At 54.5% G+C, this 17,904-nt stretch carries 14 protein-coding genes and 4 tRNA genes; 16 read left to right on the top strand and 2 right to left on the bottom strand.

Features of this window, described 5'->3' with window-relative positions; all coding sequences use genetic code 11:
* Positions 1–328: 328 nt before the first annotated feature.
* The 16 genes from rho (at position 329) to PUP35_RS21065 (ending at position 14,814) form a co-directional block, all read left to right on the top strand.
* On the top strand, positions 329–1,588 hold the full coding sequence (gene rho / locus PUP35_RS21140; RefSeq protein ID WP_008501566.1) for a transcription termination factor Rho: 1,260 nt from the start codon (positions 329–331) through the stop codon (positions 1,586–1,588).
* A 242-nt stretch (positions 1,589–1,830) separates the two neighbouring features.
* Entirely contained in the window at positions 1,831–2,934 is a 1,104-nt protein-coding gene (gene wecA, locus PUP35_RS21135; RefSeq protein WP_111963514.1) for a UDP-N-acetylglucosamine--undecaprenyl-phosphate N-acetylglucosaminephosphotransferase, read from the top strand.
* Positions 2,935–2,947: 13 nt separating this feature from the next.
* Positions 2,948–3,994, top strand: coding sequence for an ECA polysaccharide chain length modulation protein (gene wzzE / locus PUP35_RS21130; RefSeq protein ID WP_111963515.1), 1,047 nt, complete (start codon positions 2,948–2,950; stop codon positions 3,992–3,994).
* Between the two features lie 56 nt (positions 3,995–4,050).
* A complete protein-coding gene (gene wecB, locus PUP35_RS21125; protein WP_133295332.1) occupies positions 4,051–5,181 on the top strand; it encodes a non-hydrolyzing UDP-N-acetylglucosamine 2-epimerase in 1,131 nt (376 codons plus the stop codon).
* Positions 5,178–6,440, top strand: coding sequence for a UDP-N-acetyl-D-mannosamine dehydrogenase (gene wecC, locus PUP35_RS21120; protein ID WP_274241266.1), 1,263 nt, complete (start codon positions 5,178–5,180; stop codon positions 6,438–6,440). The genes wecB and wecC overlap by 4 nt, the downstream gene beginning before the upstream one ends.
* Positions 6,437–7,114 carry a dTDP-4-amino-4,6-dideoxy-D-galactose acyltransferase gene (gene rffC / locus PUP35_RS21115; protein ID WP_274241264.1) on the top strand — a complete coding sequence of 226 codons (678 nt, stop codon included), beginning with the start codon at positions 6,437–6,439 and terminating at the stop codon, positions 7,112–7,114. The genes wecC and rffC overlap by 4 nt, the downstream gene beginning before the upstream one ends.
* 4 nt (positions 7,115–7,118) lie before the next feature.
* Positions 7,119–8,249 carry a dTDP-4-amino-4,6-dideoxygalactose transaminase gene (gene rffA, locus PUP35_RS21110; RefSeq protein ID WP_274241262.1) on the top strand — a complete coding sequence of 377 codons (1,131 nt, stop codon included), beginning with the start codon at positions 7,119–7,121 and terminating at the stop codon, positions 8,247–8,249.
* Position 8,250: 1 nt separating this feature from the next.
* Positions 8,251–9,501: a lipid III flippase WzxE gene (gene wzxE, locus PUP35_RS21105; RefSeq protein ID WP_111963520.1), complete on the top strand. Its 1,251-nt coding sequence runs from the start codon at positions 8,251–8,253 to the stop codon at positions 9,499–9,501.
* On the top strand, positions 9,498–10,577 hold the full coding sequence (locus PUP35_RS21100) for a TDP-N-acetylfucosamine:lipid II N-acetylfucosaminyltransferase (protein ID WP_271369691.1): 1,080 nt from the start codon (positions 9,498–9,500) through the stop codon (positions 10,575–10,577). The genes wzxE and PUP35_RS21100 overlap by 4 nt, the downstream gene beginning before the upstream one ends.
* Positions 10,574–11,926, top strand: a complete 1,353-nt coding sequence (gene wzyE, locus PUP35_RS21095; protein WP_111963522.1) for an ECA oligosaccharide polymerase — start codon at positions 10,574–10,576, stop codon at positions 11,924–11,926. The genes PUP35_RS21100 and wzyE overlap by 4 nt, the downstream gene beginning before the upstream one ends.
* A 12-nt stretch (positions 11,927–11,938) precedes the next feature.
* A complete protein-coding gene (wecG, locus tag PUP35_RS21090) occupies positions 11,939–12,679 on the top strand; it encodes a lipopolysaccharide N-acetylmannosaminouronosyltransferase (RefSeq protein WP_115877011.1) in 741 nt (246 codons plus the stop codon).
* 197 nt (positions 12,680–12,876) lie between these two features.
* Positions 12,877–14,262: a bifunctional threonine/serine APC transporter ThrP gene (gene thrP / locus PUP35_RS21085; protein ID WP_111963524.1), complete on the top strand. Its 1,386-nt coding sequence runs from the start codon at positions 12,877–12,879 to the stop codon at positions 14,260–14,262.
* A 102-nt stretch (positions 14,263–14,364) separates the two neighbouring features.
* Positions 14,365–14,441: transfer RNA gene (locus PUP35_RS21080), tRNA-Arg, on the top strand.
* 67 nt (positions 14,442–14,508) lie between these two features.
* Positions 14,509–14,584: transfer RNA gene (locus tag PUP35_RS21075), tRNA-His, on the top strand.
* Between the two features lie 22 nt (positions 14,585–14,606).
* Positions 14,607–14,692: transfer RNA gene (locus tag PUP35_RS21070), tRNA-Leu, on the top strand.
* 45 nt (positions 14,693–14,737) lie between these two features.
* Positions 14,738–14,814, top strand: a tRNA-Pro gene (locus PUP35_RS21065).
* Between the two features lie 506 nt (positions 14,815–15,320).
* Here the strand turns inward: PUP35_RS21065 and PUP35_RS21060 are convergent.
* Positions 15,321–16,532: an MFS transporter gene (locus tag PUP35_RS21060; protein ID WP_274241257.1), complete on the bottom strand. Its 1,212-nt coding sequence runs from the start codon at positions 16,530–16,532 to the stop codon at positions 15,321–15,323.
* Between the two features lie 172 nt (positions 16,533–16,704).
* Positions 16,705–17,904, bottom strand: a complete 1,200-nt coding sequence (gene hemY / locus PUP35_RS21055; RefSeq protein WP_008501551.1) for a protoheme IX biogenesis protein HemY — start codon at positions 17,902–17,904, stop codon at positions 16,705–16,707.

Genomic DNA, 17,904 nt, shown 5'->3' with positions numbered 1-17,904 from the left:
TTCAGAGCTCCCGGCTAAATGATGTGGAACTCTGGACGCCCGGCTGAAGTCGTGCTAAGTTAGCTATGACTTCGTTTTAAACATATCTTGTTGTTTGAATCTTGTTTTACCCGATACTTCCCGTTGTTGACATGAACAGTGCGTGAAGTGGCTAAATTCCGGGCTTGTCGCTCAATCCGTCTTGTCGTTTCAGTTCTGCGTTCTTTCCCTGTGACCAGACAGCGAACAGACATGAGTTGATGGCCGCTAAACAGGCATGGATGACCCTGCCATACCATTCACAACATTAAGTTCGAGAATCACCCCGAGTTTAAGAACCCACACCATTATGAATCTTACCGAATTAAAGAATACGCCGGTTTCTGAGCTGATCACTCTCGGCGAAAATATGGGGCTGGAAAACCAGGCTCGTATGCGCAAGCAGGACATCATTTTCGCCATCCTGAAGCAGCACGCTAAGAGTGGCGAAGATATCTTTGGCGACGGTGTGCTGGAGATATTGCAAGACGGATTTGGTTTCCTCCGCTCTGCAGACAGCTCCTACCTCGCCGGCCCTGACGACATCTACGTATCCCCCAGCCAAATCCGCCGTTTCAACCTCCGCACTGGTGACACCATTTCAGGTAAGATTCGTCCTCCTAAAGAGGGTGAACGCTACTTTGCGCTGTTGAAAGTCAATGAAGTTAACTTCGACAAACCGGAAAACTCGCGTAATAAGATCCTCTTTGAGAACTTAACGCCGCTGCACGCGAACTCTCGCCTGCGCATGGAACGTGGTAACGGTTCTACTGAAGACTTAACCGCGCGTGTACTGGATCTGGCATCACCAATTGGTCGTGGCCAGCGTGGTCTGATTGTGGCGCCGCCAAAAGCGGGTAAAACCATGCTGCTGCAGAACATCGCTCAGAGCATCGCCTATAACCACCCAGACTGCGTGCTGATGGTGCTGCTGATTGACGAACGTCCGGAAGAAGTGACCGAGATGCAGCGTCTGGTTAAAGGTGAAGTGGTTGCTTCTACCTTCGACGAACCGGCATCTCGCCATGTTCAGGTAGCGGAAATGGTTATTGAGAAGGCGAAACGCCTGGTTGAGCACAAGAAAGACGTGATCATCCTGCTCGACTCCATCACTCGTCTGGCGCGTGCCTACAACACCGTGGTGCCGGCGTCCGGTAAAGTCCTGACCGGTGGTGTGGATGCTAACGCCCTGCATCGCCCAAAACGCTTCTTCGGTGCAGCACGTAACGTGGAAGAGGGCGGCAGCCTGACCATCATCGCGACGGCGCTGATCGATACCGGTTCTAAAATGGACGAAGTGATTTACGAAGAATTTAAAGGTACAGGCAACATGGAACTGCATCTTTCTCGTAAAATCGCTGAAAAACGCGTCTTCCCGGCTATCGACTACAACCGTTCCGGTACTCGTAAAGAAGAGCTGCTCACCACCCAGGAAGAGCTGCAGAAAATGTGGATCCTGCGTAAAATCATCCATCCAATGGGTGAAATCGACGCAATGGAGTTCCTCATTAACAAACTGGCGATGACCAAAACTAACGACGATTTCTTTGACATGATGAAACGCTCGTAACGCAAATAAAGCCAGCAAACGCCACGTTTTTACGTGGCGTTTTTCTTTTATGGACTATACGCTAGTACCATCTACTCCCAATTTTGACCGGTCGGTGCGACAATAGGGCCGTTTCTGCAGCCAAAGAAATAATTGATTGAAAAATATACAAAGGGAGTTGTAAGAAGCCATCTTTATTACTTCTGAGGCTGTGGCTTCATGGTTATACTTCCGGGACTAACATTTGTTGAGAGCAATCCATTGTGAATCTATTCACCGCCGTTACTGAACTGATCAGTATTTTTTTATTCACAACCTGTTTTTTGTTCATTGCGCGCAAGGTGGCAAAACGAATAGGGTTGGTGGATAAGCCTAATTTTCGTAAACGCCATCAGGGACTTATTCCTTTAGTCGGCGGGATTTCTGTTTACGCAGGGATTTGCTTCACGTTTGGTATTGCTGACTATTATATCCCGCATGCCGCCCTCTATATTGCCTGCGCCGGTGTCCTGGTGTTAGTCGGGGCTCTTGATGACCGCTTCGATATCGCGGTGAAAATACGCGCCACCGTTCAGGCGGCCATTGGCGTGGTGATGATGGTTGTCGGCGGACTGTATCTGCGTAGCCTCGGCTATGTGTTTGGCCCGTGGGAGTTAGTTCTGGGTCCATTTGGCTTCTTCCTGACGCTCTTTGCCGTCTGGGCGGCAATCAATGCTTTCAACATGGTGGACGGCATTGACGGCCTGCTCGGTGGATTGTCATCCGTTTCTTTCGCCGCTATTGGCATTATCTTATGGTTTGATGGCCAGTACAGCCTGGCAATGTGGTGTTTTGCCATGATTGCCGCCATTCTGCCTTATATCCTCTTAAACCTCGGCGTGCTGGGCCGTCGCTATAAAGTCTTTATGGGGGACGCGGGCAGTACGCTGATTGGTTTTACGGTTATCTGGATCCTGCTTGAAACCACGCAGGGTCAAACCCACCCGATAAGTCCGGTAACCGCGCTTTGGATTATTGCCATTCCATTGATGGATATGGTGGCGATTATGTATCGCCGCCTGCGCAAAGGGATGAGTCCTTTCTCTCCAGACCGCCAACACATTCATCATCTCATCATGCGTGCGGGTTTTACTTCTCGTCAGGCGTTTGTGCTGATTACTCTGGCCGCTGCTATTTTGGCCGCAATTGGCGTAGCTGCAGAATATTCTCATATCATTCCTGAGTGGGTTATGTTGGCATTATTCTTGCTGGCATTTTTCCTGTACGGCTACTGCATCAAGCGCGCATGGAAAGTAGCGCGGTTCATAAAACGTATTAAACGCCGGATGCGTCGTAACAGTGGCAAAAACACAACATTAACTAAGTAAAACCGGGACTATGATGACTCAACCGTTGGCGGGAGCGAAATCAGTGGTAACTGAGAATGAACTGGATATTCGGGGTTTGTTTCGCGTGTTATGGGCAGGCAAACTTTGGATTGCGGGGATCGCGCTGGGTTTTGCACTGTTAGCGCTGGCCTATACGTTCTTTGCAAAACAAGAATGGAGCTCCACGGCAATCACGGACAAACCAACGGTTAACATGCTTGGGGGATACTATTCCCAGCAGCAATTCCTGCGAAACCTGGATATCAAAGCCAACCTCGCCACGCCAGATCAGGTCTCCGTTATGGATGAGGCTTATAAAGAGTTTGTGATGCAACTGGCTTCGTGGGATACGCGCCGCGACTTCTGGTCTCAGACGGATTATTACAAGCAGCGTCGGGTTGATAACACTAAAGCCGATGCCGCTCTGCTGGACGATCTGATTAACAATATTCAGTTTATGCCGGGCGATGCGCTGCGTAACGTGAACGACAGCGTCAAACTGATTGCAGAAACCGCGCCGGATGCTAACAACCTGTTGCGTCAGTATGTCGCGTTTGCCAGCCAGCGTGCCGCAAGCCATCTTAACGAAGAGCTTAAAGGCGCCTGGGCGGCTCGTACAATCCAGATGAAAGCACAGGTGAAACGTCAGGAAGAGGTGGCTAAAGCCATTTTCGCTCGTCGTGTTCATAATATTGAGCAGGCGCTGAAAATTGCGGAACAGCACAATATTTCCCGCACTGAGACGGACGTGCCGGCTGATGAGCTGCCTGATTCAGAGATGTTCCTCCTTGGCCGCCCCATGCTGCAGGCGCGCCTGGAAAACCTCCAGGCCGTCGGTCCTGATTTTGACCTCGATTACGATCAAAATCGCGCGATGCTCAACACGCTTAATGTAGGTCCTTCTCTGGACCCGCGTTTTCAGACCTATCGTTATTTGCGAACGCCTGAAGAACCTGTAAAACGCGATAGTCCGCGTCGTGCATTCCTGATGATTATGTGGGGGATTGTAGGCGCACTGACGGGCGCTGGCGTGGCGTTAACGCGTCGTCGCAAAAACTAAGAACGCCGTCTACGATGAAGGCTGCGGCCTTCATCGCCTAATCGAAGAGAATCGATGTGAAAGTACTAACCGTATTTGGCACCAGGCCGGAGGCCATTAAGATGGCACCTCTGGTTCATGCGCTGGCCAGCGATCCGGATATTGAAGCAAAAGTCTGCGTCACGGCCCAGCACCGTGAGATGCTCGACCAGGTCTTAACGCTCTTTTCCATCGTCCCGGATTACGACCTCAATATTATGAAACCGGGGCAAGGTTTAACGGAGATAACCTGTCGCATTCTGCAAGAGCTTAAGCCGATCCTGGAGTCATTCAAGCCTGACGTGGTGCTGGTACACGGTGACACCACCACTACCGTGGCGACAAGCCTGGCCGCGTTTTACCAGCGAATTCCTGTGGGGCATGTTGAGGCGGGTTTGCGTACCGGCAATCTTTATTCGCCGTGGCCGGAGGAGGCCAACCGCACGTTAACGGGCCATCTGGCGATGTACCACTTTGCGCCAACGGAAAATTCTCGTCAGAACCTGCTGCGTGAAAATATCGCCGATAACAAAATCTTTGTGACCGGCAATACGGTCATTGATGCGTTAATTTGGGTGCGTGACCGCGTTCTGGCAAATAGCGATCTTCAGAAAGACCTCGCTGCCCGCTATCCATTCCTGCACAACGGCAAAAAAACCATCCTGGTCACCGGCCACCGTCGCGAAAGCTTTGGCCGGGGTTTTGAGCAAATCTGTCACGCGCTGGCTGAAATCGCTGCGCAAAATGACGATGTGCAAATTGTCTATCCGGTCCATCTCAATCCTAACGTCAGCGAGCCGGTTAATCGCATTCTGGGCCATGTCGACAATGTTCTACTGATTGAACCGCAGGACTACATGCCGTTTGTCTGGCTAATGAATCACGCCTGGCTGATCCTCACCGATTCCGGCGGCATTCAGGAAGAAGCGCCCTCTCTCGGCAAGCCGGTACTGGTGATGCGTGAAACGACCGAACGTCCGGAAGCCGTCAAAGCCGGTACGGTGCGTCTGGTCGGCACCAACGCGCAGCTCATCGTCGAAGAGGTCACGCGCCTGCTGCATGACGATGAAGCGTATCAGGCGATGAGCCGGGCCCATAATCCGTATGGAGACGGGCAGGCTTGTGGCCGTATTTTGCATGCACTTAAACACAATCGGGTATCGCTATGAGTTTTACTACCATCTCTGTCATTGGTCTTGGCTACATTGGCTTGCCTACTGCGGCCGCGTTTGCCTCTCGTCAAAAACAGGTTGTCGGTGTGGATATTAACGCCCGCGCGGTAGAAACCATTAACCGTGGCGAAATTCATATTGTGGAACCCGATCTGGATCGTGTGGTGAAAGAGGCGGTGGAAGGAGGCTTCCTGCATGCCAGCACGACGCCCGTTGAAGCGGATGCCTATCTAATTGCAGTCCCAACCCCCTTTAAAGGCGACCACGAGCCCGACATGGCGTTCGTCGAGGCGGCGGCAAAATCAATCGCGCCTGTGCTGAAAAAAGGGGCGTTGGTAATCCTCGAGTCCACGTCTCCGGTGGGGGCGACTGAACAGATGTCGCAGTGGCTGGCAGAGGCCCGTCCAGACCTGAGCTTCCCACAGCAGGTTGGCGAGCAGGCGGATATCAACATCGCCTACTGCCCGGAGCGCGTACTCCCGGGCCAGGTCATGGTCGAACTGATTAAAAACGACCGCGTCATTGGCGGTATGACGCCAGTCTGTTCCGAACGTGCCAGCGCGCTGTATAAGATTTTCCTGGAAGGCGAGTGCGTGGTGACAAACTCCCGCACCGCCGAGATGTGCAAGCTGACGGAAAACAGCTTCCGTGACGTGAATATTGCCTTTGCGAACGAACTTTCACTCATCTGCGCCGATCAGGGAATTAACGTCTGGGAGCTGATTAGCCTGGCTAATCGCCATCCGCGTGTGAATATTCTCCAGCCAGGCCCGGGGGTGGGCGGACACTGTATTGCCGTCGACCCGTGGTTTATCGTGGCGCAGAATCCAGCGCAGGCGCGCCTGATTCGCACCGCGCGTGAAGTGAACGACAGCAAACCTCACTGGGTGCTCAATCAGGTCAAAACCACGGTAGCGGATTGTCTGGCAGAGAGCGGCAAGCGCGCCAGCGAGCTGAAAATTGCCTGTTTCGGTCTGGCATTCAAACCCAACATTGACGATCTGCGTGAAAGCCCGGCGATGGAAATTGCTGAGATGATTGCCGGATGGCACAAGGGTGAAACGCTGGTGGTTGAGCCGAATATCCATGAATTGCCGACAAAACTGGCGGGGCACTGCACGCTGACGGCGCTGGATGAAGCGCTCGCGACGGCGGACGTGCTGGTGCTGCTGGTGGATCACAAAGAATTTAAAGCGACATCCGCTAATGCGGTGCGTCAGCAGTATGTAGTTGATACCAAAGGTGTCTGGCGTTGAGCAGCCTGAACGGGGTACTCGAGCCCCTGCAGTGGGAGAGTACCTTTTTCAGTCTGCCGTCGGCCATCGTGCGTCTGAGCAATGACGCGCCGGTACTGACTGAACCGGATTTTACCGCCTGGCAACGGGTGCAGGCTAAGATCCCGGCGGAGCGAGCCGATCTGCTTGACGCGCTCCAGCAACACGGCTTTCAGCTGGTTGAAGGTGAGGTAGACTTTTCCATAACCCTTACCCGGCACGATGTGCCTGGTGCGGAAATGGCAACGGAACAGGACATCCCCGTCCTGCGTCAGATGGCGGCCCAGGCGTTTGCGCAGAGCCGCTTTCGTGCGCCCTGGTATGCACCTGACGATAGCGGGCGTTTCTATGCCCAGTGGGTAGAGAATGCGGTTAAAGGCACCTTTGACCACGTCTGCCTGGTTTTCCGTGCAGGGGACGGTCAAATCCAGGGGTTCGTCTCACTGCGTAAGCTCAACGAGCGCGAGGCGCGTATTGGCTTATTAGCCGGGCGCGGCATGGGTGAAAAACTCATGCAGGCGGCGCTGCACTGGGCGCAACAGCAACAGCTTGTGACGCTGCGGGTGGCGACCCAGGTGGGCAACACCGCGGCGCTTAAACGTTATATTGCGAGTGGTGCCAACATCGACGCCACCGCCTACTGGTTATACAGGTGACAAGATGATTCCATTTAACGCACCACCCGTTGTCGGAACTGAACTCGACTATATGCAGTCTGCTATGGGCAGCGGCAAACTCTGTGGTGACGGCGGTTTCACCCGGCGCTGTCAGCAGTGGATGGAACAGCGTTTTCGCAGCGCCAAAGTGCTGCTGACCCCGTCCTGTACGGCATCGCTGGAAATGGCGGCACTGCTGCTGGATATCCAGCCCGGTGATGAAGTGATTATGCCGAGCTATACCTTCGTTTCCACGGCGAATGCTTTTGTCCTGCGCGGGGCGAAAATTGTTTTTGTGGATATCCGCCCGGATACCATGAACATTGATGAGACGCTGATTGAAGCAGCGATCACTGACAAAACGCGCGCGATCGTGCCGGTTCACTACGCGGGCGTGGCCTGTGAAATGGACACCATCATGGCGATCGCCAAAAAACATAACCTGTTTGTGGTGGAAGATGCCGCGCAGGGCGTGATGTCCACCTACAAGGGACGCGCGCTGGGCACTATCGGACACATTGGCTGCTTTAGCTTCCACGAAACCAAAAACTACACGGCGGGTGGAGAAGGTGGTGCGACGCTGATTAACGACCGGGCTCTCGTGGAGCGTGCAGAAGTGATCCGCGAAAAAGGCACTAACCGCAGCCAGTTCTTCCGGGGTCAGGTAGACAAATACACCTGGCGCGATATCGGCTCCAGCTATTTGATGGCGGATCTGCAGGCTGCGTACCTGTGGGCGCAGCTGGAAGCGGCGGAGCGTATCAACCTTCAGCGTCTTTCCCTGTGGCAAACCTATTACGATGCGCTTGAGCCTCTGGCAAAAGCTGGGCGTATTGAACTGCCAACCATCCCGGCAGATTGCGTCCACAACGCGCATATGTTCTACATCAAGCTGCGCGATAACGAGGACCGCAGCGAGCTCATCGCCTGGCTGAAAGAGGCCGAAATTATGGCGGTGTTCCACTATATCCCGCTGCACTCCAGTCCGGCCGGCGAAGCGTTTGGCACGTTTGCGGGTGAAGACCGCTACACCACTAAAGAAAGTGAGCGTTTGCTTCGCCTGCCACTGTTCTACAACCTCGCGCCCGTTAACCAGCGTACGGTGATTAATACCCTTCTGAGTTATTTCGGCTGATATGTCTCTGGCAAAAGCATCGGTGTGGACCGCCGCGTCCACGCTTGTAAAAATTGGCGCCGGGCTGCTGGTCGTCAAGCTGCTGGCCGTTTCATTTGGCCCCTCTGGTGTGGGGCTGGCGGGTAATTTCCGTCAGCTTATCACCGTCCTTGGTGTGCTGGCCGGTGCCGGTATCTTCAACGGCGTGACCAAATACGTTGCGCAGTATCACGATGATGCGGCTCAGCTGCGCAGAGTGGTGGGCACCTCTTCGGCTATGGTCACGGGTTTTTCAACCCTGATGGCGATTGTCTTTCTGCTGGCGGCGGCACCCATCAGCCAGGGATTGTTCGGGCACACCCATTACCAGGGGCTGGTGCGTCTGGTCGCATTGGTTCAGATGGGGATTGCCTGGGCTAACCTGCTGCTGGCGCTGATGAAAGGGTTTCGTGATGCTGCCGGAAACGCGCTTGCGTTAATCCTGGGCAGCGTCATCGGCGTGATTGCCTATTACTTTTGCTATCGCCTGGGCGGCTATGAAGGCGCACTGCTGGGGCTTGCGCTGGTCCCGGCGCTGGTGGTTGTGCCTGCGGCATTTATGCTGATGCGCCGGGGCGTCATCCCTCTTAGCTACCTGAAACCGCAATGGGACAAGGTCCTTGCCAGCCAGCTGGGTAAATTTACCCTGATGGCGCTCATTACCTCCGTCACGCTGCCGGTGGCCTACGTGATGATGCGAAACCTGCTGGCAGCGCATTATAGTTGGGATGAGGTCGGGATCTGGCAGGGCGTAAGCAGTATTTCCGACGCCTATCTCCAGTTTATTACGGCTTCCTTTAGCGTTTACCTGCTGCCAACCTTATCGCGACTGACGTCCAGACAGGAAATAACGCGCGAGATTTTCCGATCGCTGCGCTTTGTGTTACCGGCCGTCGCGGCTGCCAGCTTTACCGTCTGGCTACTGCGCGATGTCGCCATATGGCTACTGTTCTCGGCGAAATTCATCGCCATGCGCGATCTCTTTGCCTGGCAGTTGGTGGGGGATGTGCTGAAAGTGGGCGCATACGTTTTCGGCTACCTGGTGATTGCAAAAGCGTCCCTGCGGCTGTATATCCTGGCGGAAATTAGCCAGTTTGCGTTACTGACAGCATTTTCGCACTGGCTGATACCCATGCACGGCGCGCTGGGGGCGGCTCAGGCCTACATGGCAACCTATATCGTTTATTTCGCTGCCTGTTGCGGCGTATTTTTATTGTGGCGTAAACGCGCATGACTGCACTGATTCACATCCTGGGATCGGACATCCCACACCATAACCAGACCGTTTTGCGGTTTTTCAACGACGAGCTGGCATCGGGTAATCCAGATGCGCGTGAGTTTATGGTTGCAGGTCAGGATAAGGGCCTGAGCGAGGCGTTTCAGGCGCTGACGATTCGCTTTTGGCCGGATAAGGCCACGCTGGCGAAGGCGGTTGTCGCCAAAGCGAAAGCCGACCGCGAGCAACGATTCTTCTTCCACGGACAGTTTAATACCGGCCTGTGGCTGGCGCTTCTCAGCGGGGGAATTAAACCCTCCCAGTGCAGCTGGCATATCTGGGGAGCCGATCTTTACGAAGTCTCCCGAGGCTGGAAATTCCGTCTTTTCTATCCGTTGCGCCGCATGGCGCAGGGGCGCGTGGGCTGCGTTTTTGCTACCCGCGGCGATCTCAACTATTTTGCTAAACAGCACCCCAACGTGCGCGGCGAGCTGCTTTATTTCCCCACCCGCATGGATCCGGCGCTTAACGCCATGGCGAATGACACGGTGCGTGAAGGCAAACTAACGATCCTGGTGGGGAATTCCGGCGATCGCAGTAACGAACACGTCGCGGCGCTCAGGGCGGTGCATCAGCAGTTCGGCGACACGGTGAACGTGGTGGTGCCGATGGGCTATCCCGCCAATAACGACGCTTACATAGATGAGGTTCGCCGACAGGGGCTTGCGCTGTTTAGCGCAGAAAATCTGCACATTCTCAGCGATAAGCTGGAATTTGAGGAATATCTCGCGCTGCTGAGAAAATGCGATCTCGGCTATTTCATCTTTGCCCGACAGCAGGGGATTGGCACCCTATGTCTGCTGATTCAGGCGGGGGTACCGTGCGTGCTAAACCGCGAGAACCCGTTCTGGCAGGACATGGCCGAGCAGCATATTCCCGTGCTGTTTACCTCAGACACGCTGAACGTCGAGGTGGTACGGGAAGCCCAACGCCAGCTCACGCTGGTGGATAAAAATAGCATTGATTTTTTCAGCCCGAATTACCTCACGCCGTGGCACCGCGCGCTGCGTATCGCTTCAGGAGACAAAGTATGAGTCAGTTGCAATTCAGCGGCTTACTGATTGTCTGGCTTCTGAGCACCCTGTTTATCGCCACGCTTACCTGGTTTGAATTCCGCCGGGTGCGCTTCAACTTTAACGTGTTCTTCTCGTTACTGTTTCTGCTGACCTTCTTTTTCGGCTTCCCGCTAACCAGCATTCTGGTATTCCGTTTTGACGTGAGCGTCGCGCCGCCGGAAATCCTGCTCCAGGCGCTTCTGGCGGCAACCTGCTTCTATGCCGTCTATTACGTCACCTATAAAACGCGTCTGCGTTCAGCGCAGACAGCTGCCCCGCGTCGGGCGCTCTTTACCATGAATAGGGTGGAGACCCACCTGACGTGGGTGATGCTGATGACCATCGCCCTGGTCAGCGTCGGCATCTTCTTCATGCATAACGGCTTCCTGCTGTTTAAGCTCCACTCCTACAGCCAGATTTTTTCGGCCGAGGTTTCGGGCGTGGCGCTTAAGCGTTTCTTCTACTTCTTCATCCCGGCGATGCTGGTGATCTTCTTCCTGCGCCAGGACAGCAAAGCGTGGCTGTTCTTCCTGGTTAGCACCGTCGCGTTTGGCATCCTGACCTACATGATCGTGGGCGGCACGCGCGCGAACATCATCATCGCCTTCGCGATCTTCCTGTTTATCGGCATCATCCGCGGCTGGATCTCATTGTGGATGCTGGTTGCGGCAGGCGCGTTTGGCATTGTGGGTATGTTCTGGCTGGCGCTAAAGCGCTATGGAATGAACGTAGCGGGAGATGAGGCGTTTTACACGTTCCTTTACCTGACGCGCGATACCTTCTCGCCGTGGGAAAACCTGGCGTTGCTGCTGCAAAACTACGACAAGATTGATTTCCAGGGGCTGGCGCCGATTGTTCGCGACTTCTACGTATTTATCCCTTCCTGGCTATGGCCGGACCGGCCTGGCGTGGTGCTTAACACGGCAAATTACTTTACCTGGGAAGTGCTGAACAACCATTCTGGTCTGGCAATCTCGCCAACGCTGATTGGTTCCCTGGTGGTGATGGGAGGAGCGTGGTTCATTCTCCCCGGGGCGGTTGCCGTGGGGCTGATTATCAAGTGGTTCGACTGGCTTTACGTGCGTGGCAACGAAGAGACCAACCGCTATAAGGCCGCCATTTTGCACAGTTTCTGCTTTGGTGCCATTTTCAATATGATCGTTCTGGCGCGCGAAGGGCTGGACTCGTTCGTTTCGCGCGTGGTGTTCTTCATGGTTGTTTTCGGCCTCTGCCTGTTACTGGCCAAACTGCTGTACTGGCTGTTTGACAGCGCAGGGCTTGTGCACAGGCGCGAGCGGCAGGGCAGCACAACGCTGTCGCAAGTCTGAGTAAGGATAGTAATGACTGATAAAATTTCTGCACCGCGCTATGCGCTACGTGGCCTGCAGCTTATTGGCTGGCGCGACATGCAGCACGCGCTGGACTTTCTTTTCGCCGACGGCCAGATGAAATCCGGTACGCTGGTGGCGATCAACGCGGAAAAAATGCTGGCGGTTGAGGATAACGCGGAAGTCAAAAGCCTGATTGAAGCGGCGGAATTTAAATATGCGGACGGGATAAGCGTGGTCCGCTCTATCCGTAAAAAGTATCCTGACGCTAATGTTTCCCGCGTGGCGGGGGCCGATCTCTGGGAGCAGCTTATGGCCCGCGCAGGTGAACAGGGCACGCCCGTGTTCCTGATTGGCGGGAAGCCGGAGATACTGGCCCAGACGGAGGAGAAACTGCGTCGTCAATGGAATGTTAATATTGTCGGCAGTCAGGATGGTTACTTCAAACCGGAAGATCGGCAGGCTCTGTTTGAGCGCGTTCGTGACAGCGGGGCGAAGATTGTCACCGTGGCGATGGGCTCCCCGCGCCAGGAGATCCTGATGCGCGACTGCCGTCTGGTCTGTCCGGATGCCCTCTACATGGGCGTCGGCGGTACGTACGATGTCTTTACCGGCCACGTTAAGCGTGCGCCCAAGGTCTGGCAAAATCTGGGGCTGGAGTGGCTGTACCGTCTGCTATCGCAACCGACGCGCATTAAACGACAGATCCGTCTGCTTCGCTACCTCGCCTGGCATTACACCGGGAAAATGTAATCAAAATGTAGCGCGATATGCTATTCGCGCTGCAACTCGCCTGCAAAACTGCTGATAATCTGTGCAATGCATTCATTTTTTTAATGCATCGTTTGCCATTTGGCAGATTTTAAGAAACCATTCGCTCCGTATTTTAGTACCCCTAAAAAACAATACCCGGTATTAAGCCGGGAAACAGCAAACACAATCGAGGATCTATGGCAGAGAAAAAACCGGAGCTACAGCGTGGGCTGGAAGCTCGTCATATTGAACTGATAGCGCTGGGCGGCACTATCGGCGTGGGCCTGTTTATGGGCTCCGCAAGCACGCTCAAATGGGCAGGCCCTTCCGTATTACTGGCGTACATTATTGCCGGGCTGTTTGTTTTCTTCATCATGCGTTCCATGGGCGAAATGCTTTTCCTGGAGCCGGTAACCGGCTCCTTCGCCGTTTACGCGCATCGTTATATGAGCCCGTTCTTCGGCTACCTGACGGCCTGGTCATACTGGTTTATGTGGATGGCGGTGGGCATCTCAGAGATCACCGCGATAGGGGTCTACGTCCAGTTCTGGTTCCCAGACATGGTCCAGTGGATACCCGCGCTCATTGCCGTGGGGCTGGTGGCGCTGGCAAACCTGGCTGCCGTGCGCCTTTACGGTGAAATTGAGTTCTGGTTCGCAATGATTAAAGTCACCACGATTATCGTAATGATTGTCGTCGGCCTGGGCGTGATTTTCTTCGGCTTTGGCAACGGTGGACACGCTATCGGCTTTGGCAATCTGACCGAAAACGGCGGCTTCTTTGCCGGCGGCTGGAAGGGCTTCCTGACGGCGCTGTGTATCGTTGTGGCCTCGTATCAGGGCGTGGAGCTGATCGGTATTACCGCCGGTGAAGCGAAAAACCCGCAGGTCACGCTGCGTAGCGCGGTGGGCAAAGTGCTGTGGCGTATCCTGATTTTCTATGTGGGCGCGATCTTCGTTATCGTGACCATCTTCCCGTGGAACGAAATTGGCACGACGGGTAGCCCGTTTGTTTTAACCTTTGCCAAAATTGGCATCACGGCAGCGGCGGGTATCATCAACTTTGTGGTCCTGACGGCAGCGTTGTCAGGCTGTAACAGTGGGATGTACAGCTGTGGGCGTATGCTCTATGCGCTTTCGAAGAATAACCAGCTGCCTGCGGTGATGAGTAAAGTTTCACGTGCCGGCGTGCCGGTGGCGGGTGTGGCGGTTTCCATTGCAATACTGCTGATTGGCTCTTGCCTGAATTACATTATTCCTAACCCGCAGCGCGTGTTCGTTTACGTTTACAGCGCCAGCGTGCTGCCGGGCATGGTGCCGTGGTTTGTTATCCTCATCAGCCAGCTGCGTTTCCGTCATGCGCATAAAAAAGCGATTGAAAGCCATCCGTTCCGCTCAATTCTGTTCCCGTATGCGAACTATTTGACGATGGCGTTCCTGATTTGCGTATTAATCGGGATGTACTTTAATGAAGATACCCGCATGTCGCTGTTTGTCGGGGTGATCTTCCTGGCGGCTGTGACGGCCGCATATAAGCTTTTTGGCCTGGGTCGCCGTGCCACCACGCAGAAAGTGGAGGAATAAGCGGCAAAATGTGCAAACCATAACCAAACGCGCATTTTTTTCAAAAAAGCACTAGACAGCGGGGACGGAGGTACGTAATATCCAGCCCCGCAACGGCGCTAAGCGCCCGTAGCTCAGCTGGATAGAGCGCTGCCCTCCGGAGGCAGAGGTCTCAGGTTCGAATCCTGTCGGGCGCGCCATTTTAGTCCCGGCGCTAGAGCTGCGGTGGTCTGAGAAGTAGTCAGTACCGCGTGAAAGAATACAGTGGTGGCTATAGCTCAGTTGGTAGAGCCCTGGATTGTGATTCCAGTTGTCGTGGGTTCGAATCCCATTAGCCACCCCATTATTTGAAAGAGTTGTGAATTGCGAAGGTGGCGGAATTGGTAGACGCGCTAGCTTCAGGTGTTAGTGTCCTTTGGATGTGGGGGTTCGAGTCCCCCCCCTCGCACCACGACTTTTTAAATGAATTGAACTAAAAATTCAAAAAGCAGTACATCGGCGAGTAGCGCAGCTTGGTAGCGCAACTGGTTTGGGACCAGTGGGTCGGAGGTTCGAATCCTCTCTCGCCGACCAATTTTGAACCCCGCTTCGGCGGGGTTTTTTGTTTTCTGAGATTCTTCATCCCTGTAGTCATTCCCCAACAATGTCCTTTTCGTTGTCGCAATCCAGCGACATGCAACTCATTGAAAGTTAGATAAAAAACCATTTATGGGTTTTGCTGTCTCCTCCTGGCGACATATGCCCGCCTTTTCCCGATACGTTGTAGAGCTTAAAACGGTGCTTAACAGCATAATTTCCTTTTATCTTAAAATGTTGCGTTATGTAAAAGTTCTGGCTGTCATGTTGGCACGTTACGTGCAATAATATGCGTGTAGATGCTCATTCCATCTCTTATGTTCGCCTTAGTGCCTCATAAACTCAGGAATGACGCAGAGCCATTTACGGTGCTTATCGTCCACTGACAGATGTCGCTTCGGCCTCATCAGACACCATGGACACAACGTTGAGTGAAGCACCAAATATGTTGTCTTACAGACCTGTTTTAACGCCTGCTTTTATAGCAGGCGTTTTTTTATTCCTTATTCCCGATACCGGTGCACGATCAGGGCAACCATCACCAGAGCCGTTGCGGAGACAGCATAGAGTGCCGCTACTGAGCCAAACCCGGCAGCCACTGCCGCTGCGATACTGGTGAAAAGAGAAGCGCTGAGCGTTTGCCAGCGCCAGGCTTTCCCGCTGGCCGAAGCGGTTTGCGTGAGATGAAAACTACTAAGTACGCCAAACGTCCCGGCCGCGAACAGAATATTCGAGGCCAGATGCGCGATAAAGATCATCCCCAGCGCACATGCCATCCACCCGGACAAAAACGGCAGCATGCCATAAGCGGCCAGAAAGATGCCCAGACAAACGATGATGCGCGGTGTGCGAGCGGCAAAGCGCGTCAGACTCTCTTTTTTTAGCAGCATGGGGCCGCAAAGCTGTCCCATGCTCCTTGCAAAAAGCAGAGGCAGGGCAAGACCCGCCGCATCCTGAGGATGGATTTGCTGTGCCAGGGCCGGAAGCAGCGCCATGGCCGGTGAGCCAACGGCCGCCAGCGACGGCAGGATGAGCAGACTGCGTTTCTGCCGAACGGTCAACGTCCTCCAGCATAATGCCGCAGGGGCTTCCTCTTCCTCGAGAGGCTGGAGTGAAGGCGCAGAAAACCGGCGTCCAGCCAGCCATAGCATGAGCAGTGATCCGAGAAAGCTGGCGGCATCAATGGCCAGCAGGGTAAACACGGACGTCTTCTGGAACAGCACCACGCCCAGGCCTGTCCCTAATAAAACCTGCGAAGCAAAAATCACATTTTCCAGACAGGTTGCAGCAGGCAGCTCTGCTTCGCTGAGACCGCGCTTAAAGAGCAACGTCAGCGCGGGCCAGCTCATCCCGCTGAGCATCGCCTCGGTGGATTGCACAGCGAGCAATGCGGCAACGCTGTGGTAACCCACGCCAAGCAGGGGAAAGAGCAGGGCGAGCAGACCCAGCCCTTCGGTCAGTATCAGCAGGGATATCGGAGAACAGCGTGAGCACAGCTTTTCGCCGATCGTACTGCCGATAAATCCCGGTATCGTAGCGAAAAGAAAAGCGAGTGTGAGCAGACCGGGCGGAGCTGACCACGCTAACAGCAAGCCGAAGACCACGACCTGGGTTAAGCCATTCCCCAGCGAAGAAAAGATAAAAGCACAGGCAAGCAGGCGCAGCCAGCGGTGGCAGCGCAGCGCTTCAATAAGCGCATATAAAAGCGAGTTCATGACGATTTCCTTTCAAAAACGATTTAGTCCACGCTGCAGAAAGTGCGCGTGTGTGAAAAAAAGTTAATGAAAAGACATCGTTACATTGGCGGGTTCGTTTGCTGATGCGGGTGTAAAGAATGTAGCAGGAGAAATGCGATAAAAAAAGGAGGCCATCTGGCCTCCTGATGAATTACTGCTGCGTACCGTTATTTTGCAGCGTCAGCAACAGCCCATCACGGCGCATGGCGGCCGCTTCTTCCGGCTTATGCTGCTTGTCCAGCGTATCGGCAAGCCACGCGTAGTCGAAGGCATCCGGACGCTGCTTGAGCGCGGCGCGGAAGGCAAGGCTTGCCTCCTGCCATTCGCCGTGCTTCATCAACGACTGGCCAAGCGTGCTCCACAGCAGCGGGCGGTCACCAACGGTTTTAATCTGCTGGCGCAGCACTTTTTCGATTTGCTCAGGATTGTTGGTTTTCAGGCGCGGGATCACCATCACGAGGCGATCGTCGTACTGGCGCTTCAGACCGTCGAGGAGGATCTCCTGAGCCGTGTCGTGATCGTCACACTCAATGAGGTGTTCCGCCATCGCCACCTGCAGAGGAACCTGCTGGCGCGTTTTACGGCTCTGATTCTTCCACCACGTTTTCAGACCGTCGCTGCCCAGGTCAGCGCGCGCCTGATCCATCAGGCCAATCCACGCCAGACGCTGAAGCTCGTCACGATGTTCATCGTCGCCTACCTCGGCCTTCGCCATTGACGGAATGATGTCCAGCAGTGAACCCCAGGCGCCGGTACGAATATAGGCCTGCTCGGCAAGACGCAGCACTTCCGGATGACGTGGCGCGACTTCCAGGAGACGGTCGATACCGTGGCGAGCCGCGTGATTCTCATTGCGTGCCAGCTGCAGACGAACGCGCGTGATTTCCACCGGAATCGGGTCGCCGTGAGCCAGCTCAGCCGCCCGCTCCAGGTGCTGATTAGCGCGGGCTTCATCACCGCGCTGCTGCGCCGCTTCGGCCGCCAGCAGATAGTTCACTACCGGCTGTTCGGCGTGGTCGGCGTTTTTCGACATCAGCTTTTCAACCTGCTGATAGTCACCCTCGGCGAGCTTAAGCAGCGCCTGCTCGGTCTGTTTACGGGCGCGGCGGCGCTTACGGCCAACGAACCAGCCTCGGGTATGGGCACCGGTACGAAAAATACGGCGCAGGATCCACTCGATCGCAAACAGCACCACCACGCCGAGGATCAGAATGATCGTCAGACCCGTTACGCTGGTTTCAATGTTGTAGTTATCGGTCTGGATCAGGACGTAACCCTGATGACCCGCAAGCATAGGCCCGAGGACGATCCCGGCGATCAGCAGGATGAAGAGTAAGAGAACTTTTAGCAT

Origin of the sequence: Enterobacter sp. S-33 (assembly GCF_028735835.1) — a bacterium.
Lineage (GTDB): Bacteria > Pseudomonadota > Gammaproteobacteria > Enterobacterales > Enterobacteriaceae > Enterobacter > Enterobacter vonholyi.
Note: the sequence above shows the minus strand (reverse complement) of the source record. Positions and strands in the feature narration are given on the sequence as shown.